At 74.4% G+C, this 24,848-nt stretch carries 26 protein-coding genes; 8 read left to right on the forward strand and 18 right to left on the reverse strand.

Annotated elements, in window-relative coordinates; translation table 11 throughout:
* Window positions 1-77 precede the first annotated feature (77 nt).
* The 4 genes from ACIRD3_RS20955 (at window position 78) to ACIRD3_RS20970 (ending at window position 4,896) form a co-directional block, all read left to right on the forward strand.
* Window positions 78-674: a PadR family transcriptional regulator gene (locus ACIRD3_RS20955; RefSeq protein ID WP_402218634.1), complete on the forward strand. Its 597-nt coding sequence runs from the start codon at window positions 78-80 to the stop codon at window positions 672-674.
* Window positions 671-1,945, forward strand: a complete 1,275-nt coding sequence (locus ACIRD3_RS20960) for an FAD-dependent oxidoreductase (protein ID WP_402218637.1) — start codon at window positions 671-673, stop codon at window positions 1,943-1,945. The genes ACIRD3_RS20955 and ACIRD3_RS20960 overlap by 4 nt, the downstream gene beginning before the upstream one ends.
* Window positions 1,946-2,177: 232 nt before the next feature.
* On the forward strand, window positions 2,178-3,806 hold the full coding sequence (gene pruA, locus ACIRD3_RS20965; protein WP_402218639.1) for an L-glutamate gamma-semialdehyde dehydrogenase: 1,629 nt from the start codon (window positions 2,178-2,180) through the stop codon (window positions 3,804-3,806).
* 160 nt (window positions 3,807-3,966) lie between these two features.
* Complete coding sequence (locus ACIRD3_RS20970) at window positions 3,967-4,896, forward strand: proline dehydrogenase family protein (protein ID WP_402218641.1); 930 nt, start codon at window positions 3,967-3,969, stop codon at window positions 4,894-4,896.
* A gap of 66 nt (window positions 4,897-4,962) precedes the next feature.
* Here the strand turns inward: ACIRD3_RS20970 and ACIRD3_RS20975 are convergent, their stop codons facing one another.
* A complete protein-coding gene (locus ACIRD3_RS20975; protein WP_402218644.1) occupies window positions 4,963-5,556 on the reverse strand; it encodes a Uma2 family endonuclease in 594 nt (197 codons plus the stop codon).
* Window positions 5,557-5,703: 147 nt separating this feature from the next.
* Here ACIRD3_RS20975 and ACIRD3_RS20980 point away from each other — a divergent pair, with 147 nt between their 5' ends.
* Window positions 5,704-6,396: an RraA family protein gene (locus ACIRD3_RS20980; RefSeq protein ID WP_402218647.1), complete on the forward strand. Its 693-nt coding sequence runs from the start codon at window positions 5,704-5,706 to the stop codon at window positions 6,394-6,396.
* Between the two features lie 12 nt (window positions 6,397-6,408).
* Here the strand turns inward: ACIRD3_RS20980 and ACIRD3_RS20985 are convergent, their stop codons facing one another.
* The 4 genes from ACIRD3_RS20985 to ACIRD3_RS21000 form a co-directional block, all read right to left on the reverse strand.
* Window positions 6,409-6,897: a GNAT family N-acetyltransferase gene (locus tag ACIRD3_RS20985; RefSeq protein WP_402218649.1), complete on the reverse strand. Its 489-nt coding sequence runs from the start codon at window positions 6,895-6,897 to the stop codon at window positions 6,409-6,411.
* A 48-nt stretch (window positions 6,898-6,945) separates the two neighbouring features.
* Window positions 6,946-7,911 (reverse strand): SGNH/GDSL hydrolase family protein, encoded by a 966-nt coding sequence (locus tag ACIRD3_RS20990; RefSeq protein ID WP_402218651.1) that lies wholly within the window; start codon window positions 7,909-7,911, stop codon window positions 6,946-6,948.
* 142 nt (window positions 7,912-8,053) lie between these two features.
* Complete coding sequence (locus ACIRD3_RS20995) at window positions 8,054-9,382, reverse strand: TerD family protein (protein ID WP_402218857.1); 1,329 nt, start codon at window positions 9,380-9,382, stop codon at window positions 8,054-8,056.
* Window positions 9,383-9,665: 283 nt separating this feature from the next.
* Complete coding sequence (locus tag ACIRD3_RS21000; protein WP_402218654.1) at window positions 9,666-10,913, reverse strand: hypothetical protein; 1,248 nt, start codon at window positions 10,911-10,913, stop codon at window positions 9,666-9,668.
* Between the two features lie 329 nt (window positions 10,914-11,242).
* Here ACIRD3_RS21000 and ACIRD3_RS21005 point away from each other — a divergent pair, with 329 nt between their 5' ends.
* The gene (locus ACIRD3_RS21005) at window positions 11,243-11,740 is read left to right on the forward strand and encodes an SsgA family sporulation/cell division regulator (protein WP_402218656.1); all 498 of its coding nucleotides are present in this window, start codon (window positions 11,243-11,245) and stop codon (window positions 11,738-11,740) included.
* Between the two features lie 72 nt (window positions 11,741-11,812).
* On the opposite strand, the gene ACIRD3_RS21010 is transcribed toward ACIRD3_RS21005, so the two are convergent.
* The 3 genes from ACIRD3_RS21010 to ACIRD3_RS21020 form a co-directional block, all read right to left on the reverse strand.
* Entirely contained in the window at window positions 11,813-13,249 is a 1,437-nt protein-coding gene (locus ACIRD3_RS21010) for a GAF domain-containing protein (protein ID WP_402218659.1), read from the reverse strand.
* 170 nt (window positions 13,250-13,419) lie between these two features.
* Window positions 13,420-14,631: a M56 family metallopeptidase gene (locus ACIRD3_RS21015; RefSeq protein ID WP_402218662.1), complete on the reverse strand. Its 1,212-nt coding sequence runs from the start codon at window positions 14,629-14,631 to the stop codon at window positions 13,420-13,422.
* The gene (locus tag ACIRD3_RS21020) at window positions 14,628-15,074 is read right to left on the reverse strand and encodes a BlaI/MecI/CopY family transcriptional regulator (protein WP_402218665.1); all 447 of its coding nucleotides are present in this window, start codon (window positions 15,072-15,074) and stop codon (window positions 14,628-14,630) included. Before ACIRD3_RS21020 ends, ACIRD3_RS21015 begins: the two co-directional genes overlap by 4 nt.
* A gap of 319 nt (window positions 15,075-15,393) precedes the next feature.
* On the opposite strand from ACIRD3_RS21020, the gene ACIRD3_RS21025 reads away from it, so the two are divergent.
* On the forward strand, window positions 15,394-16,062 hold the full coding sequence (locus ACIRD3_RS21025; protein WP_402218668.1) for a phosphatase PAP2 family protein: 669 nt from the start codon (window positions 15,394-15,396) through the stop codon (window positions 16,060-16,062).
* 191 nt (window positions 16,063-16,253) lie between these two features.
* Window positions 16,254-16,769: a pyridoxamine 5'-phosphate oxidase family protein gene (locus tag ACIRD3_RS21030; protein WP_402218671.1), complete on the forward strand. Its 516-nt coding sequence runs from the start codon at window positions 16,254-16,256 to the stop codon at window positions 16,767-16,769.
* A gap of 240 nt (window positions 16,770-17,009) precedes the next feature.
* Here ACIRD3_RS21030 and ACIRD3_RS21035 read toward each other — a convergent pair whose 3' ends face one another.
* The 10 genes from ACIRD3_RS21035 to ACIRD3_RS21080 all read right to left on the reverse strand — a co-directional run bounded on the left by ACIRD3_RS21035 (window position 17,010) and on the right by ACIRD3_RS21080 (window position 24,843).
* Window positions 17,010-17,609 carry a hypothetical protein gene (locus tag ACIRD3_RS21035; RefSeq protein ID WP_402218674.1) on the reverse strand — a complete coding sequence of 200 codons (600 nt, stop codon included), beginning with the start codon at window positions 17,607-17,609 and terminating at the stop codon, window positions 17,010-17,012.
* On the reverse strand, window positions 17,606-18,316 hold the full coding sequence (locus tag ACIRD3_RS21040; RefSeq protein WP_402218676.1) for a hypothetical protein: 711 nt from the start codon (window positions 18,314-18,316) through the stop codon (window positions 17,606-17,608). Before ACIRD3_RS21040 ends, ACIRD3_RS21035 begins: the two co-directional genes overlap by 4 nt.
* Window positions 18,306-19,628, reverse strand: coding sequence for a putative T7SS-secreted protein (locus ACIRD3_RS21045; protein WP_402218679.1), 1,323 nt, complete (start codon window positions 19,626-19,628; stop codon window positions 18,306-18,308). Before ACIRD3_RS21045 ends, ACIRD3_RS21040 begins: the two co-directional genes overlap by 11 nt.
* Window positions 19,625-19,924, reverse strand: coding sequence for a hypothetical protein (locus ACIRD3_RS21050; protein WP_402218681.1), 300 nt, complete (start codon window positions 19,922-19,924; stop codon window positions 19,625-19,627). The genes ACIRD3_RS21045 and ACIRD3_RS21050 overlap by 4 nt, the downstream gene beginning before the upstream one ends.
* Window positions 19,925-20,210: 286 nt before the next feature.
* Entirely contained in the window at window positions 20,211-20,702 is a 492-nt protein-coding gene (locus ACIRD3_RS21055) for a hypothetical protein (protein ID WP_402218683.1), read from the reverse strand.
* Between the two features lie 113 nt (window positions 20,703-20,815).
* Window positions 20,816-21,136 carry a DMT family transporter gene (locus tag ACIRD3_RS21060; RefSeq protein ID WP_402218686.1) on the reverse strand — a complete coding sequence of 107 codons (321 nt, stop codon included), beginning with the start codon at window positions 21,134-21,136 and terminating at the stop codon, window positions 20,816-20,818.
* Window positions 21,137-21,143: 7 nt separating this feature from the next.
* Window positions 21,144-21,884 (reverse strand): HAD family hydrolase, encoded by a 741-nt coding sequence (locus ACIRD3_RS21065; protein WP_402218688.1) that lies wholly within the window; start codon window positions 21,882-21,884, stop codon window positions 21,144-21,146.
* Window positions 21,885-21,933: 49 nt separating this feature from the next.
* Window positions 21,934-23,022: an ABC transporter ATP-binding protein gene (locus tag ACIRD3_RS21070; RefSeq protein ID WP_402218691.1), complete on the reverse strand. Its 1,089-nt coding sequence runs from the start codon at window positions 23,020-23,022 to the stop codon at window positions 21,934-21,936.
* A 34-nt stretch (window positions 23,023-23,056) separates the two neighbouring features.
* Window positions 23,057-23,866 (reverse strand): ABC transporter permease, encoded by an 810-nt coding sequence (locus tag ACIRD3_RS21075; RefSeq protein ID WP_402218860.1) that lies wholly within the window; start codon window positions 23,864-23,866, stop codon window positions 23,057-23,059.
* A complete protein-coding gene (locus ACIRD3_RS21080) occupies window positions 23,866-24,843 on the reverse strand; it encodes an ABC transporter permease (RefSeq protein WP_402218693.1) in 978 nt (325 codons plus the stop codon). Before ACIRD3_RS21080 ends, ACIRD3_RS21075 begins: the two co-directional genes overlap by 1 nt.
* Window positions 24,844-24,848 lie beyond the last annotated feature (5 nt).

The raw sequence follows: 24,848 nt of genomic DNA on the forward strand, positions 1-24,848 counted from the left end.
GTTCGTCGATCCTGAATAGTTGACCCTGACTATCCGAGAATGGATAGTCAGTACTGACCAAGAGATGAGGACGTCTCGTGGCGAAGCGACGCAAGGTGTCGAACCCGCTGGCGTTGGCGGTCCTGGCCGAACTCCTGGCCGAGCCGATGCACCCCTACGAAATGGGGCGGCGGCTCAAGGAGCACGCCAAGGACCGCAACATCAAGTACAACCGCAGCTCGCTGTACATGGTGGTGGAGCAGCTGCGGAAGGCCGGTTTCGTCGCCGAGCAGGAGACCGTCCGCGACACCCAGCGGCCGGAGCGCACCGTCTACGCCCTCACGCCCGAGGGCCGGACGGAGCTCCACGACTGGATGCGCGAACTCGTCGCCGAACCGCAGCACGAGTACCCCGCGTTCGGGGTCTCGCTGTCGCTGCTCATGGTGCTCCCGCCGGCCGAGGCCGCGGAGCTGCTGGAGCGGCGGCGGACCGCCCTGGTCGCCGAGGTGGCGGCCATCCGGGAGGAGATGCGCACGGCCACGGCTGACGGCGTCGGCTGGATCTTCCTGATCGAGGAGGAGTACCGGGTCGGCGGGCTGGAGGCCGAGGTCGCCTTCGTCGAGCGCCTCATCGCGCAACTCCGGGAGCCGGACTTCGTCCGGACCTGGCAGGAACAGTTCGGGAGTCTGCAATGAGTGCACCTGGTACACCTGGTACGTCCAAGAAGGCCCTGGTCATCGGCGGCGGCATCGCCGGGCCGGTGACGGCGCTGGCGCTGCGCAAGGCCGGCCTCGAACCGGTCGTGTTCGAGGCCTACCGGGACTCCGCCGAGGGCGTCGGCGGGACCTTCATGATCGCCCCCAACGGGCTGGGCGCCCTGGCCGTCGTCGGGCTGGAGGCCGAGGTCGGCCGGATCGGGCAACCGGTCGGGCCGATGGTGATCGAGGACGGCAAGGGCGGCGTGCTCGCCGAGTTCAGCGGCCTCGCCGACCTGCCGCGCGGTCGGCTGATGCGCCGCGCCGAGCTGTACGAGGTGCTCCAGCGGCGGCTGCGGGAGACCGGCGTCGAGGTGCACTGGGGCAAGCGGCTGGTCGGCGTCGAGGAGGGCGCCGACGGGATCACCGCCCGGTTCGCCGACGGCAGCAGCGCCACCGGGGACCTGCTGATCGGAGCCGACGGCACCGGATCCACCGTCCGCACCCTGATCGACCCGGCCGCGCCCGCCGCCCAGTACACCGGACTGCTCGGCGTCGGCGGCTACAGCTCCTACCGGCTGCCCGGCCGGGCCGGCCGCGGCGAGTCCGTGCACTTCGCCAACGGCGCCCGCGCCTTCTTCGGCTACTGGGGCCTGCCCGGCGGCAGCGGCACCGCCTGGTTCAGCAACATCCCGCAGCCCGAGCCGATGGCCCCGGAGGAGGTCCGCGCGGTCGGCGCGGCGGAGTGGCTGCGCCGCTGCCGCGAGCTGCACTCCGCCGACCTGCCGGCCCGGGAGGTGCTGCGGATGGCGGACGTCGAGACCATGGAGGTGTTCCCGCGACTGGAGATCATGCCGTCCGTGCCGCGTTGGTACCGCGGCCGGATGGTGCTGGTCGGCGACTCGGTGCACGCCCCGTCCAACAGCTCCGGCCAGGGCGCGTCGCTGGCCGTCGAGAGCGCCGTCGAACTCGCCCGCTGCCTGCGCGACCTGCCCGACCACACCGCCGCCTTCGCCGCGTACGAGGCGCTGCGCCGGCCCCGGGTCGAGAAGATCGCCGCCGACGCGGCGCGCACCAACAGCCAGAAGTCCTCCGGGCCGGTCGGGCGGATGGTGTTCCGGCTGGTCGCGCCGATCGCGATGCGGACCTTCCTGAGCCCCGAGCGGATGCTGCGGCCGGTGCACGGCTACCGGATCGACTGGGACCGCCGGGTGGCCCCGGTCGGCCCGGGCGCGACCGGGACGACGGGCCGTCCCGGGCGGGCGGCCTGACGCTCCGGCGGGCCGGGAGGCGGCCGGGAGGGGAGTCGTGCGGGGAAGGTCCTGTGGGGAGGCCGTGATCGCGGCGTGACCCCCTTCGTCGGGGCGGACAACGCCGTACGGGGGAATTTAGCCGCCCGGCCAATCAAGTGGCCCGGTGCCCAGGAATAGCGTTCGTGCTGTGGCCGGCGTGCGACCCGCGCCGGCAATCCCCCCGCATGGAACGAAGGAGAGCGTGCGCTCTATGGACGCTGTGACCCAGGTCCCCGCGCCGGTGAACGAGCCGGTCCACAGCTACGCCCCCGGGAGCCCGGAACGGGCCCGTCTGGAGGCCAAGCTGAAGGAGCTGGGCGGCCAGGAGCCGGTCCAGCTGACCATGACGATCAACGGTGAGCGCCGGATGGGCGGCGGCACCGAGATCCACGTCGTCCAGCCGCACAACCACGCGGCTCGGCTCGGCACCCTGCGCAACGCCACCCAGGCCGACGCGCAGGACGCCATCGACGCTGCCCTGGCCGCTGCTCCGGCCTGGCAGGCGCTCTCCTTCGACTCCCGCGCCGCGATCTTCCTCAAGGCCGCCGACCTGCTGGCCGGCCCCTGGCGCGAGACCCTGGCCGCCGCCACCATGCTCGGCCAGTCCAAGACCGCCCAGCAGGCCGAGATCGACACCCCCTGCGAGCTGGTCGACTTCCTGCGCTTCAACGTGCACTTCGCCCGCCAGATCATGGCCGAGCAGCCGATCTCCTCGGACGGCGTGTGGAACCGCAGCGACCACCGCCCGCTGGAGGGCTTCGTCTACGCGATCACCCCGTTCAACTTCACCGCGATCGCCGGCAACCTGCCGACCGCGCCCGCGCTGATGGGCAACGTGGTGCTGTGGAAGCCGTCCCCGACCCAGCAGTTCTCCGCGCACCTGCTGATGCAGCTGCTGGAGGAGGCCGGCCTCCCCAAGGGCGTCATCAACATGGTGACCGGTGACGGCCTGGCCGTCTCCGACGTCGCGCTGAAGCACCCGGCGCTGGCCGGCATCCACTTCACCGGCTCCACCGCCACCTTCCAGCACCTGTGGCGCGAGGTCGGCAACAACATCTCGCAGTACCGCACCTACCCGCGGATCGTCGGCGAGACCGGCGGCAAGGACTTCCTGGTCGCCCACCCGTCCGCCGACCCGAAGGTCCTGAAGACCGCGATGACCCGCGGTGCCTTCGAGTTCCAGGGCCAGAAGTGCTCGGCGCTCTCCCGCGCCTACGTCCCCGCCTCGCTGTGGGCCGGCCTCAAGGACGAGTTCGCCGCCGAGGTCGACGGCCTCAGCATGGGCGACGTCAGCGACCTGTCCAACTTCATGTCGGCCGTCATCGACGAGCGCTCGTTCGCCAAGAACAAGGCCGCCATCGACCGCGCCCAGGCGGACCCGCAGGTCGAGGTCCTCGCCGGCGGCACCTACGACGACTCGGTCGGCTACTTCGTCCGCCCGACCGTGCTGGTCTGCCAGGACCCGGCCGCGGAGTACTTCCGTGACGAGTACTTCGGCCCGATCCTCGCCGTGTACGTCTACGAGGACGAGAAGTACGACGAGATGCTGGCGCAGATGGAGTCGGTGTCGGCGTACGGCCTGACCGGCTCGATCATCTCCCAGGACCGCGCGGCCGTCGAGCACGCGATGGAGAAGCTGCGCTTCGCGGCCGGCAACTTCTACATCAACGACAAGCCGACCGGCGCCGTCGTCGGCCAGCAGCCCTTCGGCGGCGGCCGGGCCTCCGGCACCAACGACAAGGCCGGCGCCAAGCAGAACCTGGCGCGCTGGACCTCGACCCGCTCGGTCAAGGAGACCTTCGTCCCGCCGACGGACTACCGCTACCCGCACATGGGCTGACCAGCGCCTCCGACCGAAGCGCTCCCGTAGCCACCGGTCACCCGCGACGCCCGGCCCCGCAGCCGGGCGCCGCCCCGCCGGGGCGGCGGCCCCACCCCCGTGCCCGCCGCCCCGGTCCCCCTTTCTGCCACCCTTAGAAGCACCAGCTCCAGGAGTCACGATGCTCCGTTCCGCCCTTCTCGCGGCATCCCGGTCCCCGCAGGTCCGCACCGTGGTCGAGAAGTTCCCCCCGACCCACGCGATAGTCGAGCGCTTCGTCGCGGGCGAGGCCCTCGACGACGCCGTCACCGCCTGCGACGACCTGGTCGCCACCGGCCGCAAGGTCACCCTGGACCACCTCGGCGAGGACACCCAGGACGCGTCCCAGGCCGCCGACACCGCCGAGGCCTACGAGCACCTGCTCAAGGCCCTCAAGGAGACCGGCCTGGCGGCCGGCGCCGAGGTGTCGGTCAAGCTGTCGGCCGTCGGCCAGTTCCTCCCGGTGGACGGCGAGAAGATCGCGCTGGAGAACGCCCGCCGCATCTGCGAGGCCGCCGCGGACGCGGGCACCACGGTGACCCTCGACATGGAGGACCACACCACCACCGACTCCACCCTCGCCATCGCGCGCGAGCTGCGGGCGGACTTCCCCTGGCTCGGCGTCGTGCTGCAGGCCTACCTGCGCCGCACCGAGGCCGACTGCCGCGAGTTCTCCGGCGCCGGCTCCCGCGTGCGCCTGTGCAAGGGCGCCTACAAGGAGCCCGAGTCGGTCGCCTTCCAGGGCAAGCACGAGGTCGACCTCGCGTACGTCCGCGCGCTGAAGATCCTGATGGCGGGCGAGGGCTACCCGATGATCGCCTCGCACGACCCCAACATGATCAAGATCGCCGGCCAGCTGGCCCAGTGGAACGGCCGCAAGCGGGACTCCTTCGAGTACCAGATGCTGTTCGGCATCCGCCCCGAGGAGCAGCTGCGCCTCGCCGGCGAGGGCAACACGATGCGCGTGTACCTCCCGTACGGTCAGGAGTGGTACGGCTACTTCATGCGCCGCCTCGCCGAGCGCCCGGCCAACCTGACCTTCTTCCTGCGCGCCATGGCCACCCGTAGCTGACGCGCTCCGCACGCCGAACGGCTCGTACCCCCTGTGTGGGAGGGGGTACGAGCCGTTCCGCTTTTCCTAGAGGAAGGGCTTGGTGTCGAGTTCGAAGTCGAACGGCGCGGGGAGGGCGAGGGGTTCACCGAAGGCGGCCAGGTGGACCTCGGTGTACTCCTCGCGGTGCGGCTTGCCGAACAGGCTGACCTGTGACCTCTCGCGGTCGATCAGAAGGTAGAGCGGGATGCCGGCCCGGGCGTAGCAGTGCCGCTTGGCGATGCGGTCCTGATCGGGCTTGGCGGAGGTCACCCCAGCGACCATGGCGACGCCGTCCGGCTCCATCCAGGAGGGCGCTCCCCGGAAGAGGCGGAGTTCCTCGGGGGCGAACGTGGCGTCGGGGATGACGTGGTTCTTCGGGCAGAGCCCACCGCTCACGAGGCGCAGGCCCTTGCCGCCGGAAACGCTCATGTCGGTCTTGGAACGCCGGATCACCTGCTTGAGCAGGTGGTTGATGTGGTCCTCGTGATCGCCGTCCGGCGGTGGTGCCACGATGATCTCTCCCCCGATGAGCTCGGCTCGGAAGCCTTCGGGGGAGTGCAGGCTCAGGAAGCTCTCCAGCAGGATGTCGGCCTGCGATGGGGAGTCCGTGATCGGTTGCTCATGCGCCACAGCACTCATGATGCCCCTCCTTCAGATGGGCGTCCGCTATTCACCGCGAGGCAGGGTTCTGCAGTACACGGCGGAGTTTCACTCGATGGTGTGAGTTTGGGGCCGGGCGTAGGATTCCGGGCTGGTGAACTGGGCTTTCGGTGGGAGGAGTTGGGGATGCTGAAGGAGTTCGCGGGGCTGTCGACGCCGTTGGTGGCGGATGCGTGCGTGCGGGTCGGGGTGGGGGTGCGGGTGGCGCCGGCGGGGGTTTCCGGGGTGGTGCCGGGGAGCCGGGTGGCGGGGCGGGTGCTGCCGGTGCGGCACTACGGGAGCGTGGACGTGTTCCTGGAGGCGTACGGGGGCGCCCGGGACGGGGACGTGCTGGTGATCGACAACGGCGGGCGGACGGACGAGGCCTGCATCGGGGACCTCGCGGTGCTGGAGGCGCGGGCCGCCGGGGTGGCCGGGATCGTGGTGTGGGGGCTGCACCGGGACACCCCCGAGCTGCTGGAGATCGGGCTGCCGGTGTTCAGCTACGGCGCGCTGCCGCTCGGGCCCCTGCGGCTGGACGACCGGGAGCCGGAGGCCGTGCTGTCCGCGCGGGTCGGGCCGCACCTGGTGACCGCCGAGGACGTGGTGTTCGCCGACGCGGACGGGGTGCTGTTCGTCCCCGCCGACCGGGTCGGGGAGGTGCTGGCGGCGGCCGGGGCGATCGCCCGGACCGAGCGGGCGCAGGCCGGGCGGATCGCCGCCGGGGACACGCTGCGGAAGCAGACCGGGTTCGAGGAGTTCCTGGAGCGCCGCGCCGCCGACCCGTCGTACAGCTTCCGGCAGCACCTGCGGCGGGTCGGCGGGGCGATCGAGGAGTGACCGCCTGCGGCCCTACAGCGGCCGGTGCATGACGTGCAGGCCGACGTAGCCGTCCACCGGGTGGTGGAAGGCCTCGGGGACGGTGCCGACGATCTCGAAGCCGAGCGACCGGTAGAGCTTCACGGCGTGGTGGTTGTTGGCGACCACCGCGTTGAACTGCATGGCGCGGAATCCCGCCCGGCGGGCCCAGTCGAGGCTGTACTCGACCAGGGCCCGCCCGGTGCCCCTGCCGTGGTGGGCCGGGTCGACCATGTAGCTGGCGCTGGCGACGTGCGAGCCGTTGCCCGGGCGGTTGCTGTTCATGGTGGCGGTGCCGGTGATCCGTCCGTCGTCGTCCACGGCCACGACCGTGCGGTCGGGGGCGGTCTTCATCCACCACTCCCGGCCCAACTCGGGGGCCATGTCGAGGGGGTAGGGGAAGGTCTCGCCGGCGGCGACGATGGTCTGGAAGAACGGCCAGATGGCCGGCCAGTCCTCGGGGGTGGCTTCGCGGATGATCATCCGGTCAGGATGCCCCGGGCACGGGCGGCACGACCACCGGTTTTCCGCTCAGCCGCCGAGGACGACGTCCTCGATCCGGGCGGCGGCGAAGGCCTGGCCCAGGGCGTTCGGGTGCACCAGGGCGTAGGTGAGCGGGACGACGCTGGTCAGCACCCCGTCGACCCAGTGCTCGGGGTCGCAGGCGCTGTGCCCGGCGGAGGCGGGGTAGAGGTCCACGAAGGTGTCCTGCTGGGCCCCGGACTCCTGCGCGATGACCGCGTTGAGCGGTTCCAGGACGCTGGTGCGCGCCCAGGCGAGGTCACCGGTGGTGAAGGTGGCGAACTGCAGAAGGTCGCCGTACTGGCAGCGGCCGGCGTCCTCGGGGATCAGGTGCGGGTAGCCGACGGTGATGACCTTGGCGGACGGGGCCCTCCGGTGGAGCGCGAGCAGCATGGTGCCGTAGTCGGTGCGCAGTCGGTCGAGCCGGCCGGGCAGTTGCGCGGCGTACTTGTCCTTGCACGGGGTGCCCTGGCCGAGGTGGGTGGCGCCGAGCTCGATGCAGTCCTTGAGGATCCGGCCGAAGCCGAGGTCGTTGCCGCCGACGCCGACGGTGATCACGCGGGTGTCCGGGTCGACGGCGTCGGTCTGCGGCGGGACGGGCGGGTAGGGGGCGTCGGGGTCGGTGCCGAGCGGCGGGAGCGGGCGGCCGAGCGGGCTCTGCTTGTTCGCGTGGACGTCCAGGCTGGTGGCGCCGCTGCAGCTGACGTTGCTCAGCTCGACCAGGGAGCCGAGGTCGCGGCGGATGATCTCGGGGTAGGACCGGACGGTCCGGGCGCAGCCGTCGCGGGGCTCGGTCTCGGGGCCGGTGGCCTCGATGACGCCGGCGGTGAAGGAGTCGCCCATGGCCACCCAGGTCAGCGCGGGGGTGCGCTCGGCCGGCTTGGCGGCGGCCCGGGCGGTGGTGGGGGTGGTCAGCCCGGCGGCGAGGACGACGGCGGTGCCGGCGACGGCGAGGCGGGACAGGAAGCGTGGCACGGTCTCTCCTCAGCGAGTGCGAGGGAGAGCGCGATTCACCCCCCTGAGAGTCAATCGAGCCGGTCCGTGGACGACTTGATGCCTCAGGGGGGTGAATTCGCGGGCGTCGGCGTGACGCGGGCGGGGGGTTGGAAGACGGGCCCTACAGCAGTGCGGCGGCGGGCTCGATCATCGCCCGGGCGGTCTTGCCGTCGACGTACTCGCCGAGCGCCGTCATCTCCCACTCGCCGCCCGGGCGGCGGACCAGCTTGCACATCACCACGCCGGTGCGCGGCTCGGAGTGGGTGAGGTCGAAGCGGACCAGTTCCTCGTTCGTCCCGGCGTCCAGCAGTCGGCAGTAGGCGTTCTTCACGTCCGTGAACTTCTGGCCGGAGAAGGAGTTGACGACGAAGACCAGCCCGTGGACCTCGGCCGGCAGGCCCTCCAGGTGGACGGTGATCAGCTCGTCGTCACCGTCGCCGCCGCCGGTGAGGTTGTCGCCGGAGTGGGCGATCGCGCCGTTGAAGATGTTCAGCTTCATGAACCAGGCCGTCTCCAGCCGCTTGTGGCGGGCGTCGAAGGCGAGGCAGGAGGCATCCAGGTCGACGCTGCGGCCGCGGGCGGCGGGCTCCCAGCCGAGGGCCATCGTGACGGAGGAGAGGAAGGGGCGGCCGTTCTTGACCAGGGAGACGGAGCTGCCCTTGACCAGGCTGACCTTGCCCTTGTCCAGGGTGACCTTCGCGGGTGCGGCCGGGGCCGGGGGCGCGGCGGGCGGCGCGGGCGGGACCGGGGGCAGCGGGTGGGAGCCGGTGGCGAGGGCGATCCGCGGGTCGACCGGGGCGGCCGGCGGAGGGGGCGGGGTGTCGAACGGGTTCGCGGGCGGGGTGGGGAGCTGGAGGGTCGGGTCGGCCGGGGTGGCGGCCGGGGCCGGGGGCGCGGGCGGCGCCGACGGGGCGCTCGGGGCGGGGGCCGGGGCGGCCTGGGCGGCCGGTGCCGGGCCGTCGTCGACGCTGACGCCGAAGTCGGTGGCGATGCCCGCGAGCCCGTTGGCGTAGCCCTGGCCGACCGCGCGCACCTTCCAGGCGCCGTTGCGCAGGTAGACCTCGACCACGATGAGCGCGGTCTCCAGGCCCAGCCGGGGCGGGGTGAAGGTGACCAGGACCTCGCCGGTGTCGGCGTCGCGGACGGTGGCGGTGGGCTCCGTCCCGGCGAAGGTGGAGACCTGGTCGGCGGGGCTGGCGGTGACCACGATCTTGGTGATGCCGGCCGGGACGGCCCGGGTGTCGACGGTGATCGCGTCGGGGGCTCCGGCGGCCGCCGGGCGGTGGCTGACGCCCGGGCCGTTCGGGGCGTTGAAGAAGACGAAGTCGTCGTCCGAGCGGACCTTTCCGGCGTCGGTCAGCAACAGGCCGGAGACGTCCAGCGCCTTGGGCGCGGTGACCTCGACGGTCACTCGCGCGGCGGTCAGCGGTGCGTTGCCGCCTTGGGTCAGGACGGTGGACACGGACTCCTCCTCGGGTGCGGAACGACGGCCCCGGTCAGCGGCCGTGGGGTGCGCCCGGCCGGGTGCTGCCCACAGTAACGAACGAGGGTGCGGGGATGCGCCCGTCCGAGCAGGTCAGCTGTCGGATCGTCGGACGATTGGAACCTTGTCACAGCGGGCCGTACGGAAGGGCGGCGGCGCCGGTCGCCCGGCCGGTCCGGATGGCCCGGTCGCGCGGGCCCGGTCGCGCGGGCCCCGTCGGAGCGGTCGGCCCGGACGGTCGGCCCGGAGGTCAGCGGGGCGGGGTGGCCGGTGGAGCGGCGGGCGGGGCGGTCGGGACGCCGGGGCCCCGGGGCACCAGTGGCGGCGGTGCGGCGGGCAGCAGTGGCGGGACGGGGCCGAAGGCGCCGAGCGTGGCGACCGCGCGCGGGTGGCGGAGGGCGAAGGCGGAGGCGCTCCAGCTCTCGGCCGGAGCCGCCTTGCGGGCCGCGGACGGGTCGGCGGCGGCCGGGCGGGCGCCGCGCACGCCGAAGGTGTAGTGGCCGGGCCGGACGTCGGTTCCGGGCGGCGTGGTGAAGCGGTAGACCAGGGTGCCGCGCTCCTGCAGGACCGTGACCAGGGCGCCGGGCAGATCGGTCCAGGCGCTGCCGGGGGTGGCCGCCGACTCGCCCGGGACGAGCCGGAATTCGGTCTGCAGCGCCGTCACCGGCTCGGTCACGGTGAGGGCGAGCTCGTGCCGCAGGCCGTCGCGGCCCAGCGGGGCGACCAGCGGGACGCCGGTCAGCGCGTGGTCGGTGGCCGGGTCCGGTGCGGTGGGGTCGGGTGCGGTGGGATCGGGTGCGGTGGGGCCGGGTGCCGTGGGGGCGGGCCCGACCGGGCCGGGGTGTCCCGTGGGGGCGCCGGTGTCGCCGGTGTCGCCGCCCGGGGAGGTCGCGGTGGGCGGCGGCACGGGGCAGGTGGGCGGCTTGAGGCCGGGGGAGTGCGGGGACTGGCCGGTGCCGGGCTGACCGTCGGGCTGTCCGTCGGGCCGACCGTCCGGCGGGGTCGGCGCGCTGGGCGAGGGGCCGGCCGGGGCCGGTACGCCGGGCTCGGCGCCCGCGAGCCGGGTGCCGGAGGACTGCGCGTCCTGCCCGGTGGCGGTCCGGCCGCCGGCCGGCGGGGTGGCCGCGACCGGCGCGGCGCCGGAGGGGTGGCCCGAGGGGCGCGCGGGGCGGCGGGCGGCGGACGGTCCGCCCGGGTCCGGGGTGGCGGACGGGCTCTGCGCGGAGACCGCCTCGGTGCGGTCGGTGGCGCCCGGGGTGGGCGGCGGGGTGTCGCCGACCCGGGCCACGCCGGCCCGACGGCCGATCCCCTGCTGCTCGTTGAGCAGCAGGGTGGTGGCGATGCTGATGCCGACGACGGTGGACATCGCCATCGCGGCGCCGGAGACGCGGAGGGTGGGCATTCGGAACCGGCCGCCGAACGGGCGCGGCCGACCGTGCCGGCCGTGCCGTTCGGGCTCGTGCCGTACGTCCCGCGCGGTGTCCTCGCGCACAGCCACCGGACCCCTCCCTCCCCGAAGCCGCCGTCGCGTCGCCGTATTCTCCCACGCGTCCGCGCCGGGCCCGGCTCCGGTCGCCGCGGGCCGGTCCGCCGCGGGCCCGCGCCGGGGAGGGGGAGAGCGTACCAGCGGGCGGTCGTACCGTGGACGGGTTCCATCCATTTCGTGGACATCCGTTCGAGACAACGGAATTGACGGATCGTCTGATAGCGGAGTCGAGGGGTGGCGCGTCCCGGACGGGGGCGGTTGCAACCCCCTTGCAACCCTTGCCCACCCGGCCCGGGTGGGCGCAGGCTGAGTGCATCCCCCGCCGTCCCGGAGAGACCGTCATGCCGCCCGACCCGCTGTCCGCAGCCTCCAGTGCACCCCTCGCCGCCACCCCCACGGGCGGCGATGGGGACGGCTCCACCGCCGCTCCGGCGGCGGTGGAGGAGGTGCTGGTGCTGCGGATCTCGCTGGGCGAGGAGGTGGTCGGCGAGGTGCGCACCCGGTTCCGCTTCGACGCCGCCCGCCCCTACGAGGTGCTGCTGACGTTCCACGTGGGGCGTCCGGACGAGGCCGACTGGGTGTTCTCGCGCGAGCTGCTGCGCGACGGCCTGGGCACGTTGAGCGGTCAGGGCGACGTCAAGCTGTGGCCGGCCTACTGCCCGTGCCACGGCTCGACCTTGCACCTGGCGCTCGAATCCCCGCACGGCAGCGCCCTGTTGGAGGTCTCCAAGCCCCGGGTGCGGGCCTGGCTGGACCGGACGTACGCCCTGGTCTCGGAGGAGCAGGAGCGCGACTGCGGCCCCACCGACGCCGACCTGGCCGCGCTGCTCGCCGGCTGACCGGCCCGGGTTCGGCGGAGGGGGCGGGTGCGACGGGTCCGGCGGGTCCGTCGACGCCCCGGGCCGGCGGCCTCAGCGGCGGAGCGGGGTGTCCCCGGGCGCGCGCGGCGGCGGCACGGGGGGCGGGCCGGGCAGGCGCACCGCCCCGGCCGCCAGCGCGGCCCGCAGCCGTCGGACGGCCGGGGCCGAGGAGGCCGGCAGCAGGTCGTACGGATCGTCCGGCCCGTCCACGGTGACCAGCACCGACTCGGCGATCCGGTACGGCCGGTGGGCCAGCAGCCCGCCCAGGTAGCGGCGCAGCCGGGACAGTTCGGCGCGGACCGTCACCGTCCGGCCCGCGTCGCCGAACAGCGCCTCGGCGAGCTGGGCGGCGGTGCTGCCCTCGCGTCCGGTGGCGAGCAGGAGCAGCAGTTCGGCGTGGCGGGGGCTGAGCGGGTGGGACCAGCTGCCGGCCGCGCCGCGGACGGAGAGCTCGGGGCGGTCCGCCCGGCGCAGGTCGAGCCGGAGCCGGGCGCCCTGGGTCTGTTCGGCGTCCACCGGGCCGGAGCCGTCCTCGGGCGGGCGGACCGGGCGGACCAGCCAGCCGTCGGCGAGCGGTTCCAGGGCGCACTCGCCCAGGCCGGGGACCCAGTGCACGGCGGCCGGGGCCCAGCCCTCGCTGGGCACCCGCAGCCGGTTGGGCGGCGGCAGCCCGGCCGCGGCGGCGGTCCAGCCCGCCGAGTCCACCACCAGGGCCGGGCCGCCGACCCGGGCGAGCAGCGGGGCGGCCAGGGTGCGCAGGTGGTGCAGCGCCTCCAGCCGGTGGGCGCGCAGCTCGGTCTCGGCGAGCCGGGCGGCGGTGGCGGTGAGCTGGAGCAGGTACGGGCGGACGGTGTGGGCGGGGCCGCTGAGGTTGACGGCGCCGACCAGTTGTCCGGTGCCGGGGTCGTGCACGGGGGCGGCCACGCAGGTCCAGGAGTGGTGGCTGCGCAGGTAGTGCTCGGCGGAGTGGACGTGCATCGGGCGCCGGGCGCGCAGCGCGACGGCGATGCCGTTGGTGCCGACGTTCTCCTCGACCCAGCGGGCGCCGGTGATGAAGCCGATCCGGTCGGCGCTTCGGCGCAGGCCGCGTTCACCCTCCTGCCAGAGCACGTGGCCCTCGGCGTCGGCGATGGCGAGGATCAGCGGGGCGGCGTCGGTGGGCTCCAGCAGGGTCTGGCGGAGTATTGGCATGACTGTGTCAAGTCCACTGGAGCGGCGGCGCTGTTCGATTTCGGCCGGGCCCAGCAGGGCGGCGGCGGCGCCGGCGTCGGGGTCGAGGCCGAGCCGGCGCAGCCGGGCCCAGGAATCGCCGATCTCGGGGCGGGGTTGGAGCAGGCCGGGGGCGCCGCCCTCCTCGGGGACAGCGGGGCCGGTCAGCTCCCGGGCGGCGGCCTCGGCGAGGGTGCGCTCGTGGACCTTGGCCAGCTCCGCCGCGGTCGGCGGGGTGCGGCGCTCGGGTCGTCGGGACTGCCGTCCGGTCTGCCGCACTCGGTCCGCTCCTCGCCGCCGTTCGAGGTCGCGCCGGGGTCGACGCGCTGACGAAAGCGTACGGGTGAGCCGCGCCCGTGGGGACGGGGTCTGCCAACTCGGCATACCGGACGGTACGCAACGGCGTCGCCGGGCGCGGACGGCGCGGACGGCGCGGTGCCAAGGCGGTGCTAGTGCGGTGCGCCCACGCCCTGCTGGGCCGCCTCGACGGTGTGGTGCAGGTCCGCGGTGGCCTCCAGGGTGGCGCCGGTGCTCAGCGCCAGGCAGGCGACCAGGGCCAGGGCGACGGCCCGCAGCCGGGTCCCGGGGGTGGCGGCCGGGCGGGGCTGGAGCAGGGCGGCGACCCGGCGCGGGACCGGCCCGGAGTGGGCGGCGGGGACCAGTCGGGGCCGGTCCGGCCAGGGGGAGCGGCTCGCGGCGAGGGCGGCCCGGCCGACCGCCCGGGCGGTCACGGTGCGGTCGCCGACCCGGGCCGCCGCCACCTCGTCGGCCCAGCGCTCCAGGTGGTACCCGAGGGGCGCGCGCAGCGGGCGGAGCGCCGGGTGGATGCCGGCGGCGTGCTCGGCCAGCGCCAGGAAGACGTGGTGGCGGGCGGCCAGGTGGGCGCGCTCGTGGGCGAGCAGGGCGGAGCGTTCGGGGCCACTGAGGGCGCGCAGCATGCCGGAGGTGACCACGATCCGGCCGGGCTCGCCCGGCCGGCCGGGGCGGCGCAGGCGGCCGGGCAGGGCGAAGGCGTCGGCGCGCTCGTCGTCCAGGACGGTGAGCGGGGGCTCGGCGGGGCGGAGCAGGGCGGTGAGCGCGGACCGGACGGGCCGCAGGAGGGCGGCGGACCCGGATCCCGCGAGCCGGTTCGGGGCGGTTCCGGTGGGCGTCGTTGCGGCGGACGCGGCTGTGGTGGGCGTGGTGGGCGCGGTCGTGGTGGGCGCGGTTCCGGTGGGCCGGTGCGGGGCGGTGCGGTGCCCCGGGGTGCGCTCCGGGCGCACGGTGGCGCGCCGGGGGCGCGTGTCCGGAGGCCGGCCGTCGGGCGGGACGGCGGCCCGGGCGGTGCGCAGTTCCAGTCGTCGGCGTCGGGCGGTGCGCACCGCCAGCGCGGTGAGCGCGAGGAGCGCCAGGGCGGCCGCGGCGGCGGCGAGCGGGGCGTCCGGCGCGGCCGCGGTGAGCCACGGCAGCGAGAGGTGGCCGTACGCGGCGACCGGCGGCAGCTGGAGCAGCCCGGCGGCGGCCAGCAGTCCGAGCGAGCAGAGCGTGCCGCCGGCCAGGACGGCGGTGCTGCCGGCCAGCATCCAGGCGGCGGCCCGCGGCGACAGCGCCTCGGCGAGGCGGCGGGCCAGCGGGGCGGCCAGGAACGGCAGCAGCAGCGGGGCCCAGACGGCGATCATCATCGGCCGGACGCCCCCGAGCGGCCGTCGTCGCCCTCGGCTCCGGTGCCGGGAGGGGTGGGGGCGTCGGGGCTGCCGGGGGCCTCGCCGAGCAGGTCGCGCAGCAGTTGCTCGTCCTCGGCGGAGAGGTCGGAGACGAAGCGGGCCAGCACGGTCGAGCGGTCGGCCTCGCGGCCCAGCTCGGTGTGCATTCGGCGGGCGGCCAGGCCGGCGGGGTCCTGGACGGTCGGGGTGTAGGCGTACGCGCGGCCGGCCCGGGTGCGCTCGACCGTCCCCTTGTCGTGCAGCCGGGCCAGGATCGTCGCGATCGTGGTGCGGGCGAGGTCCCCGCCGAGCGCCGCCTGGACGTCCTGCGGCGTCATCGGCTGCCGGGCCGACCAGAGGGCGGCCAGCACCTCGGCCTCCAGCTCCCCGGCGGGCCGGCGGGCGGGCGGTGCGTCGGACATGGCGGCGGTTCCTCCAAGTTTCGTCTACAGTCCTGTAGACCGTCTACGAGACTGTAGACGGTCGGGTCGGCTCCTGCCGTGAACCGCCCCCCCAACGTACGGGAGGTCCGCCAGCCTTGCTCCAGTTCCCCGGCGTTCCGGCCGATCGCCCCGCGCGGCTCCCCGAGTGCGGGGCCGGGCAGCGGGTCCGGGCCTCGACACCCGGCATCGACCGATATCGGCCGCCCACCACCGGTCTGGTAGAAGTTGTCTCCGTGTTCCCCGATGTTCTCGAACCGTTCCGCGCCCGTAAGGCGCCACGTCACGGAGGTGACGCGTGATGTCCTCACGGGCCCTGGCCGTCTACGACGGCAGCGGCATCGACGGCAGCCTCTACACCCGGGTCAACGGGTGGGCGCAGTCGGCCCCGCACTGGCTGGACGAGCTGATCAAGGCCTGGTCGGCGTTCGGCCTGGGACTGTTCGCGCTCTTCATGCTCTGGGCGTGGTGGCGGGCGCGCGGCGAGGACTCCGCGGTGATGGCGAAGGTGCTGGCCTCGCCGGTGATCGTGGTCGTCGCGTACGCCGTCAACTCGGTGTTCAAGGGGATGGTCGAGGAGATCCGGCCCTGCGCGCAGATCCCCGGCAGCCTCTCGCTGGAAGCCTGTCCGGGCACCGGGGACTGGTCCTTCCCGAGCAACCACTCGGTGATCGCCCTCGCGGCGGCGGCCTCGCTCTGGTTCGTCAACCGGCGGCTCGGCTGGGTGGCCGGCCTGTTCGCGGTGCTGATGGCGGCCTCCCGGGTCTGGGTCGGTGTGCACTACCCGCACGACGTGGCGGTGGGCGCCCTGGTCGGCCTGCTGGTCGCGGTGGTGCTGGCGCCGGTCGCCGCGCGCTGCGGGCCGCTGGTGGACCGGATGCGGGCCGGCGCGCTGCGGCCGCTGCTCGGGCCGGGGGCGCTGCCGGTGGTCAGCCGCGGGTACTCGGCGTACGAGGCGCAGCGGCACTGAGGCCCGGCGGGCACTGAGGGGCGGCGGGCCCCGGCCGGTCCGCCGATCCCACCCGTTCCGCCACCCTTGTCCGTCCGCGGCGGCGGGTAGAGCATGTGAGCCGGGCGTGGGGCCTCCGCAGGGGGCGCCCGCCCGGCTCAGTCGTGCTCGGGGCGCGAAGGCGCCGGGCGTGCCAGCGGAGGGAGTGCCGAATGCCGTACAGACTCGACATCACGCAGGGGGACTGGCCGGGCGACCTGCTGCACAAGGGCGTCGAGGGCCTGCTCGCGGAGGCCATGGTGCTCACCCTCGCCACCGCCGGCCACGAACACGGACCGCACGCCAACCTGGCCTTCTTCGCGTACGACGACGACCTGGTGCTGTCCTTCGTGAGCGAGCGCTCCACCAGACACAGCCACCACCTCGCCGAGGAGGCCCGGGCCGCCGCCACCGTCTTCCTGCCGCCGCCGGCCTTCGGCGAGCAGCTGCGCGGCCTGCAGCTGACCGGCAGCGCGAGCGAGGCCTGGGGGCGGCAGGCGGAGGCGGCGCTGGCCGCCTACCAGGGCAGGTACCCGACCTTCGCGCAGGACGAGGACGTCCGGCGGCAGTTCCTCACCGGGGGCGGGGCGGCGGCGCTGTACCGGTTCCAGGTGGAGGAGCTGACGGCGGTGGACGAGCCGAACTTCGGCCGGCGCAACTACCTGCGGGCGCGGGTGGTGCGGGAGTAGGCGAACGCCCCGCCCGGTCCCCGTGCGTGAGGGGCGTCATGCCGACGCCCGCCGCGCGGCGGAGTCAGTCGGGCGGGAGCGGGAGTTCCGCGGCGTCGAGGAAGAGGTACGCGTGGATCCTCTCCGGATAGGCGTGCGGGTCCTCGTCCGTCTCGAATCGACCCAGGTGTTCTCGCAGTACTCGCCCCGGGTCATGGTCCGCAAGAGGACCCTTGACCCGGCCTCGGGGGTGGTCGGCGGTCATCCCCGGGTTCCGCGGGGGCGGTTGCCGGAGTGGGCGACGCAGAGGAGGAGGGCGGCGATGGCGGCGTTGAGCCCGATGACGGACCACAGCGAGGCCGACGACGCTGCCTCACCCGGGAGTTTGGGAGCGACCCGGCCGTCCGGGTCCGTCCGGACGGTGACGCTGTCGCCGGGTCTGAAGCGCTCGGAGCCCTGGGTCAGCGGCCCGCCGGGCACGGTGGCGCCGTCCGCCGAGGTGAGGGTGTAGCTCCAGGTCGTCGAGCCGCGGGACGACCTGTCGGCCTTCTCGGACACCACCACGGCGTTGACCTCGCGCCCGGCGGACAGCACCAGGTTCTGCCAGGCGTCGCCGCCGGCGGCGGTGGCCATGACGACGGCCAGGGCCACCAGGGCCAGGCCGCCGCCGGTGTCCTTGTAGCCCGGGTCGCTGCCGGGCCCGCGGAGCTTGGCCAGCCCCACCCCCGCCACCACGAGGTACAGGAGCACCAGGGCGACGACGAGGGCGGTCCCGACGTAGGCGTCGGCGAGGACGATCGTGGCGAACAGGCAGGTCAGGACGGCGGCGAGGGCGGCGGCCCGGCCGAAGGGCGCCGTCACCCGAAGGCCTTCCGGACCTTGTCCCACTGCTCGGGCGGCAGGGTGTCCGAGGACGCGTCGCGCGGCGGGTGGAAGGAGATGCCGCGGAGGGCGGTGGCGAGCAGCGGGAGCCACTCGTCCCAGTGGTCGAGGTCCTCGGTGGTGAAGACGGCGGCGACCACGTGGGGGCTCCACGGGTGCGGGAGCAGCAGTTCGAGCTGGCGCACCCTGCCGACCGTGGACTCGGGCACGCCCCACACCGCGCCGGGCACCGGGACGGCCAGGTCGCGGGCGGCGAGGGCGGCGCGGCCGGCGGGGAGCTCGACCACGCCGACGTCGGCGTCCGGCCAGGCCTCGGCCAGCTCCTCGGCGGTCCGGGCGGGGTAGCCACCCGGCACGCCGAGCTCCTGCGGCCGGACGAAGACGGTGAACATCCCGTGGACGGGTTCGCCGTCCGAGGCGCGGACCAGGCAGCTGGAGACGTGGACGACGCCGTCGCGCAGCTGCGCCTGCAGGGCGGTCTCGGCGGCGATCACGGCGCTGAGCTTCTGCTCGGGGAGGGTGTCGGGGTAGAGCGCGTCGAGGTCCTCGGCCGCGCGGGCCATCCGGTCGCCGAGGTCCTCGTCCAGGTCGAGGGCGGTGAAGCCCTCGGGGAGGGTGAGCCAGAGCGGCGGGAGCGGCTCCTCGGCCGGGGCTCCGGCGGGAGCCCCGGTGGCCTCAACGGCCATAGCCGGCCGCCCATCCGCCGACGCCGAGCAGGTTGCCGACGGTGGACACGGTGCCGGCGACGGCGTTGGCCTTGCCGCCGCCCGCGGCGAGGCCGCCCGAGCCGAACAGGTTGTTGGCGCCGGTGGTGTAGTTGACCGCGCTGGTCAGGCCGTCGCTCGGGCTGTCCTGGGTGAGGGCATACGCGGTCGGCGCGTTGAGCCCGGCGGTGGTGACGGCCTGGACGCCGTCGGAGACGTTCATCGCGGCGGCCTTGGAGAGCCCGAGCTTGACGGCCGGCTTCTCGATCGCCGTGGTGAAGAGCGGGTTGGCCGGGTCGACGGCGCGGGCGGCCGAGCGGACCTCCGTCGTCCCGGCGGTGACCGTGGCGCGCACGCCCTTGCCGGCGGCGGCCGCCTCCCGGGCGGCGGTCACGCCCTTGGCGGCGACCCCCACGCCGGGGATCGCGCCGAGGACGTCGCCGCCCAGCGCCAGCCAGTTGCCGATGTTCTTCTGCGGCGGCCACAGCTGGCCCTTGGCGGCGTACTGGCCGGCGTGCGCGCCCGCGGCGGCGGCGCTCAGCAGGATGGCGGGCAGGGCGAGGGCGGGGAAGAAGATCGCCGCGACGCCGCAGACGCCGGCCGCCACCGTCAGCATGTCCGCGCCGTGGTTCTTCAGCCAGTTGCCGACCTTGCTGAGCCAGCCGGGCTCCGGCGGGGCCTTGCTGTCGGCGGCCTTGCGGACGGCGTCGGCGGTCTTGTGGGCGTCCGACTTGTGGGTCTCGGCGAGCTCGTGGGCCTGGCTCCGCAGGCCGGTGAGTTCGGTGGTGGCGCTGTCGACCAGCGCGGCGGCCGCGTCCAGGTGGGTCTTCGCCTTGGTGTAGCGCTGCTCGGCGGCGGCGAGGGAGGCGTCGTCCGGGAAGGTCCGGCCGGCCAGTGCGAGGTCGGGGGCGGCGGCCGCGGCCGTGTGGGCCTGCTCGGCCTTCTCCTTGTTCTGCTTGGCGGTGACCGCGGCGCGCGCCAACGCGGCGGCCTTGGGCTGGTGTTCGGTCAGCGCCCGGTACCAGACGTCCAGGGCCTGGTACGCGGCGGTGATGGAGTCGGCGGCGTCCTGCAGGTAGCCGGGGAGCTTGCCGAACTGGCCGGCGAAGGCCTTGGCCGCGTCGCCGGTCCACTGGCCCTGGTTGGCGGAGATCTGGGCGAGCGTGGTGTGGACGTCGGTCAGGTGCTGGCCCACCCGGCGCAGGCTCCCGCTGAGGCCGGAGACGGCGCCGGGGTCGCCGGGGGTGGGGTTGAAGCCGAGGCCGGACCAGTCCGGCGGGGCGGGGGTGGTCACGACTGCCCACCCGCGGGGGTGAGGGCCTTGGTGATGCTCTGCTCGGTGCCGTCATAGCTCTGCTGCACCTTGCTCAGGCCGTCGTCGAGGACCTTGACGCACTCGCGGACCTTCTTCAGGCCGTACTCCCACTTGCCGTGGAAGTGCTCGCAGGCGTCGTCCAGGAAGTCGAAGCCCGTTCCGGTGCGGCTCGCCTCCTGCAAGGCCTTGAGCCCCTGGTCGAGTTCGTCGCCGCAGCCTTTGAGGTCCTGGGCCAACTTGGCGAGGAATTCGGTGCTGACCGTGAAGTCGGCCACTTTTGCCCCCCGATGCGCTGATCTGTCGGACCGGGCGAGCATAACCCCGGTACGGGCGGGGGCGATCCGTTCCGTCACGGCGGGGCCGTTCCACGCGAGATCTTGACGGGCCGTCGACGCCGTCTTGACAGCGGTCCTGGCGCCGACGGCCCGCGCTCGGACGGGTGTGGCGGCGGCAACGCCACGGCGCCGAGGGCCCGGTGGCACCGGCCGGACGGCACCGGAGGGATGTCACCGGAGGGATGTCACCGGCCGGGCGGCACCGGAGGGGTGTCACCGCCGGGCGTCAACGGCGCCAGAAGCCGCGCTTCTTCGGAGTGACGAGCCGGACGACCGACGCGACGAAGAGCTCGGCGACGGGGGAGGGTCCGGGCCCGTGGTTGAGGTGGCTCTCGGCGGTCCACTCGCCGAGGACGGTGCCGGGGCTGCCGTCGAAGGGGCTGAACGCGTGTTCCAGGGTCACGTAGCGCACGCCCTTGCCGCCCTGGGGCTGGACGGCGGCGACGAAGTGGGCCTCGGTGGCGCCGACCGGGGTGGGCAGGGTGACCAGCAGCATGCGGTGGCCGTCGACCGACAGGTGGCGGCAGTCGAGGCCGTGGTCGGGCAGGCGCTCCTCCGGCGGGAGGGTCCGGCCGAGGTCGTCCCAGATCTGGGTGACGACGGGCAGCAGGCTGCCGCCGTCCGGGGTCGGGGTGGCCACCCGCGGGCCGAACTCCAGGACCTGGCGGGCGAGCTCGCGGTGGGCGAAGCGGTAGTGGTGGGGCCGGGCGTCCGTCATGGGGACACCGTAGCGAACGCCCCGGAGCGGGAAGTCGGCCCGTCCGACTTCCCGCTCCGGTAGGTGAGTTGACCAGCTGTTCCGTGAATTGACGTACCGTCAGGGATCGTGGGTCAGTGGCTGCCCTTGAGGTTGAGCACGACCACCCCGACGATGACCAGCGCGAGCCCCAGCCACTGCAGCCGCCCGAGCGACTCGCCGAAGGCGACCACGCCGATCCCGGCGACCGCCGCCGTGCCGGCCCCGGACCAGACCGCGTAGGCGACCGAGACCGGGATGTGCTTGAGCGCCTTGCCGAGCAGGAAGAAGGACAGCGCGTAGCCGATGCCGACCCCGAGGCTCGGCCAGAGGCGGGTGAACCCCTCGGTGAGTTTGAGGCAGCTGGTGGCACAGACCTCGCTCAGGATGGCGAGGGTGAGCAGGACGTAGGGCATGTCGGTGTCAAACCGCCGGGGTGGCGGCGAGCTTCCCGAGCAGCGCGAGGTCGGCCTGCTCCAGGCTGGCGAGCAGCGTGATCCGGTCGCCCTCCGGCATCGGCGTCGGAGTGGACGGCACGGCGAGCACGGCGCAGCCGGCCGCGGTGGCGGAGGCCACCCCGGTCGGGGTGTCCTCGACGGCGAGGCAGACCGCCGGGTCCAGGCCCAGCCGCTCGGCGGCGGCGAGGTACGGGTCCGGGGCGGGCTTGGTGCGCTCGGTGTCCTCGGCGGCCAGGGTGACGGCGAACCAGTCCCGTCCGATGGCGGCCAGCACCAGGTCCACCACCTCGCGCGGGGAGGCGGAGACCAGCGCGGTGGGCACCCGGGAGTCCCGCAGCGAGGCCAGCAGGGCGAGCGCGCCGGGGCGCGGCACCGTCTCGGCGGCGACCTTGGCGGCGAAGGACCCGCCCAGCCGGACGGCGAGCTCGGCCTCGCCGAGGGCGGTGCCGCTGACCCGGTGCAGGTGGGCGGCGGTGTGCTCGACGGCCTGGCCGAGCACCTCGGGGGCGTCCCGCTCGGTGAGCGGGTGGCCGAGCTCCTCGGCGATCTCGACGGCGGTCCGCCACCACAGCTGCTCGGTGTCGACCAGGGTGCCGTCCATGTCGAAGAGGACGGCGGCGGGCAGGGCGGATTCGGGCAGGGTGCCCGGCGAGGTGTCCGGCAGGGCGCCGGGGAGGGCGGATTCGGGCAGGACGGATTCAGGCATGGCGGTACCTTCGGTGCTTCATCGGGACGTGCGGGGAGGTACGAGGCTCTCAGGCCGCCGGGCGGCGGTCCACCAGGACCGGTCGCCGCGGCAGCGTGAGCTCGGCGCGTGAACCGGCCGGCAGGGCCGCGGTGGCCTCGGTGGGCAGGTCAGCCTTGACCTCGGTGCCGTCGTCGAGACGGACGGTGAGCCGGGTGACGGCGCCCAGGAAGGACGCGTTGACCACCAGCGCGGGGCCGTCCTCGGCGGGCGTGAGGGTGACGTCCTCCGGGCGGACCAGCACCTGCAGCTCGCCGTCGGCCGGGACCTCGCCGTCCACCGCGTGGCGGCGGCCGAGCACCTCGACGCCCTCCGAGGTGCGGGTGCACGGGATGCGGCTCATGGTGCCGACGAACTCGGCGACGAACGCGGTGGCCGGCCGGCCGTACAGCTCGGACGGGGTGGCGCACTGCTCCAGCCTGCCCGCGCGCAGCACCGCGACCCGGTCGGCCATGGACAGCGCCTCCTCCTGGTCGTGGGTGACGAACAGGGTGGTGATGCCCAGCTCCTGCTGCAGGCGCCGGATCTCCTCGCGCAGCTGCAGGCGGACCTTGGCGTCCAGCGCGGACAGCGGCTCGTCCAGCAGCAGCACGCGCGGCTGCAGGGCCAGCGCGCGGGCGAGCGCGATGCGCTGCTGCTGGCCGCCGGACATCTGGTGCGGGTAGTGCTCGGCGCGGTGCGGCAGGCCGACCAGCTCCAGCAGCTCCTGGGCGCGCTTGCGGCGGTCGGCCTTGCCGGTGCCGCGCATCCGCAGTCCGAAGGCGACGTTGTCCAGCGCCGTCAGGTGCGGGAAGAGGCTGTACGACTGGAACACCATGCCCGCGTCGCGCTTGTGCGCCGGGATCGCGGTGATGTCCCGGCCGTCGACCAGGACCTCGCCGGAGTCGTGCTGCTCGAAGCCGGCCAGGATGCGCAGCGCGGTGGTCTTGCCGCAGCCGGACGGGCCGAGCAGGGCGAGCAGTTCGCCGGGGTGGACGGTGAGGTCCAGGCCGTCGAGGGCGGTGGTGGCGCCGAACGAGCGGCGCAGCGAGCGGAACTCGACGGTGGCGCTGCCGGGGGCGAGCGCGACTCCCGTGACGGGGGCGGGGACCGTGGTCATGGCAGGTGACTCCTGGAAGCGGCGGGGGTGTGGTTCAGGACCGGGCGGCCTTGCGGCCGCGGCCGGCGGCGGACATCAGCAGCAGGACGAGCCAGACGATCAACAGGCTGAGCATGGAGACCGCGACGGACATCTGGCCGTCGCTCTTGCCGTTGGAGTTGATCCACACCGAGAAGGGGGCGAAGCCGAGGATGGAGGCGGTGGTGAACTCGCCGAGCACCAGGGCGACGGTGAGCACGGCCGCGTTCAGCAGCGCGCTGCGCAGGTTCGGCAGGACGACGGTGAACACCGCGCGCAGCCAGCCGGCGCCGCAGTTGCGGGCGGCCTCGACCAGGGTGGCGACGTCCACGCCGCGCAGGCCGGCGTCGATCGCCCGGTAGGCGAAGGGCAGCGCCATCAGCACGTACGCGATGACCAGGACGATCGGGAAGGCCGGGTCCTGGATCGCCACGATGGTCTGGAACAGCGGGGTGTCCTGGAGGTAGTCCGGGCCCCAGCGCAGCACGCCGATGATGCCGGTGGTGAGCGCGACCACCGGGACGACCAGCGGCATCGAGCACATCACCTCGATCACCGGGCGCAGCCTGGGCGCCCCGAGCCGGGCGGCGAGCATCGCCGGGACGAGCAGGAGCAGCAGCACCGCGACGGTGACGCCGGCCAGTTCGAGGCTGAGCACCAGGCTGTCGGTGAAGCCGGGGGCGTTCAGCAGCTCGGTGTAGGCGCGGAAGGTGGTGCCGCCCTTGTTGTCGTCGACGCTGAACCACAGCGAGGCGGCCATCGGCACGGCGAAGTAGACGCCGCAGAGCAGCAGGACCAGGCCGCGGCCGAAACGGATGCGATTGATCAGGCGAGCCACTTGGCACTCCGGCGCTGAAGGGGCAGGTACACGGCCATCACCAGGCAGGCGACCACGATCATGTCGAGGCCGAGGGCGAGGGCGAGGTTGCCCTGGCCGACCAGGACGTTGCCGGACAGCGCGTCGCCGATCTGCATCGAGATCAGCGGCACCGAACTGCCCACCATGGCCTCGGCGGTGGCGTACGCGGCGAAGGAGGCGCCGAACAGCAGCACGAAGCCGCCGAGCAGCGAGGGCAGCAGCACCGGCAGCGCGACGTGCCGCCAGTACTGCAGCGAGGTGGCGCCGTTGTTGGAGGCCGCCTCGCGCCACTGGACGCGCAGGCCCTCCAGGGCCGGGGTGATGGTGATGACCATCAGCGGGACCAGGAAGTAGAGGTAGACCACCGAGAGGCCGGAGAAGGTGTACAGGCTCCAGCCGTGCGCGGTCAGGCCGAGCTTCTCGGTGACCTCGCCGGAGTTGCCGAGGGTGGCGACGAACATGAAGGCCAGCGGCACGCCGCCGAAGTTGGCCAGCACGCCGGAGGCCGACATCACCGCCTCCCGGAACACCCGGAACCGGGAGGTCGCCACGGCCTGGGCCAGCGGCAGGCCGACCACGGTGGCGATCAGCGCGGTCAGCAGCGAGAGCTTCACGCTGCCCCACAGGGCCGTCCAGTAGGCGCCCTGGAGGGAGCCGGTGAGGTTGTCGGTGGTGAAGGTGCCACCGCCGTCCGGGGCGTCCGAGGAGGTGGTGAACGCGCCGACGGCGATCGCGACGGCCGGCAGGCCGAAGCCGATCACGAAGAACAGCAGCAGCGGGAGGGCGGCGAGCCAGGCCCGGCCGCCGCCGGCCCGGCGCCTGCCGGGACGGGGGGCCTTGGCCGTGCGGGCCGAGGCCGGGGTGGGGGAGGCGGGGCCGGGCGCGCCCCCGCCGCTCTGGGCGGCGGAGGCGGAGGCCGGCACCGGGGTGGGAGCCGTGGTCATCTCAG

It is taken from the genome of Kitasatospora sp. NPDC093550 (assembly GCF_044764985.1).
Taxonomy (GTDB): Bacteria; Actinomycetota; Actinomycetes; order Streptomycetales; family Streptomycetaceae; genus Kitasatospora.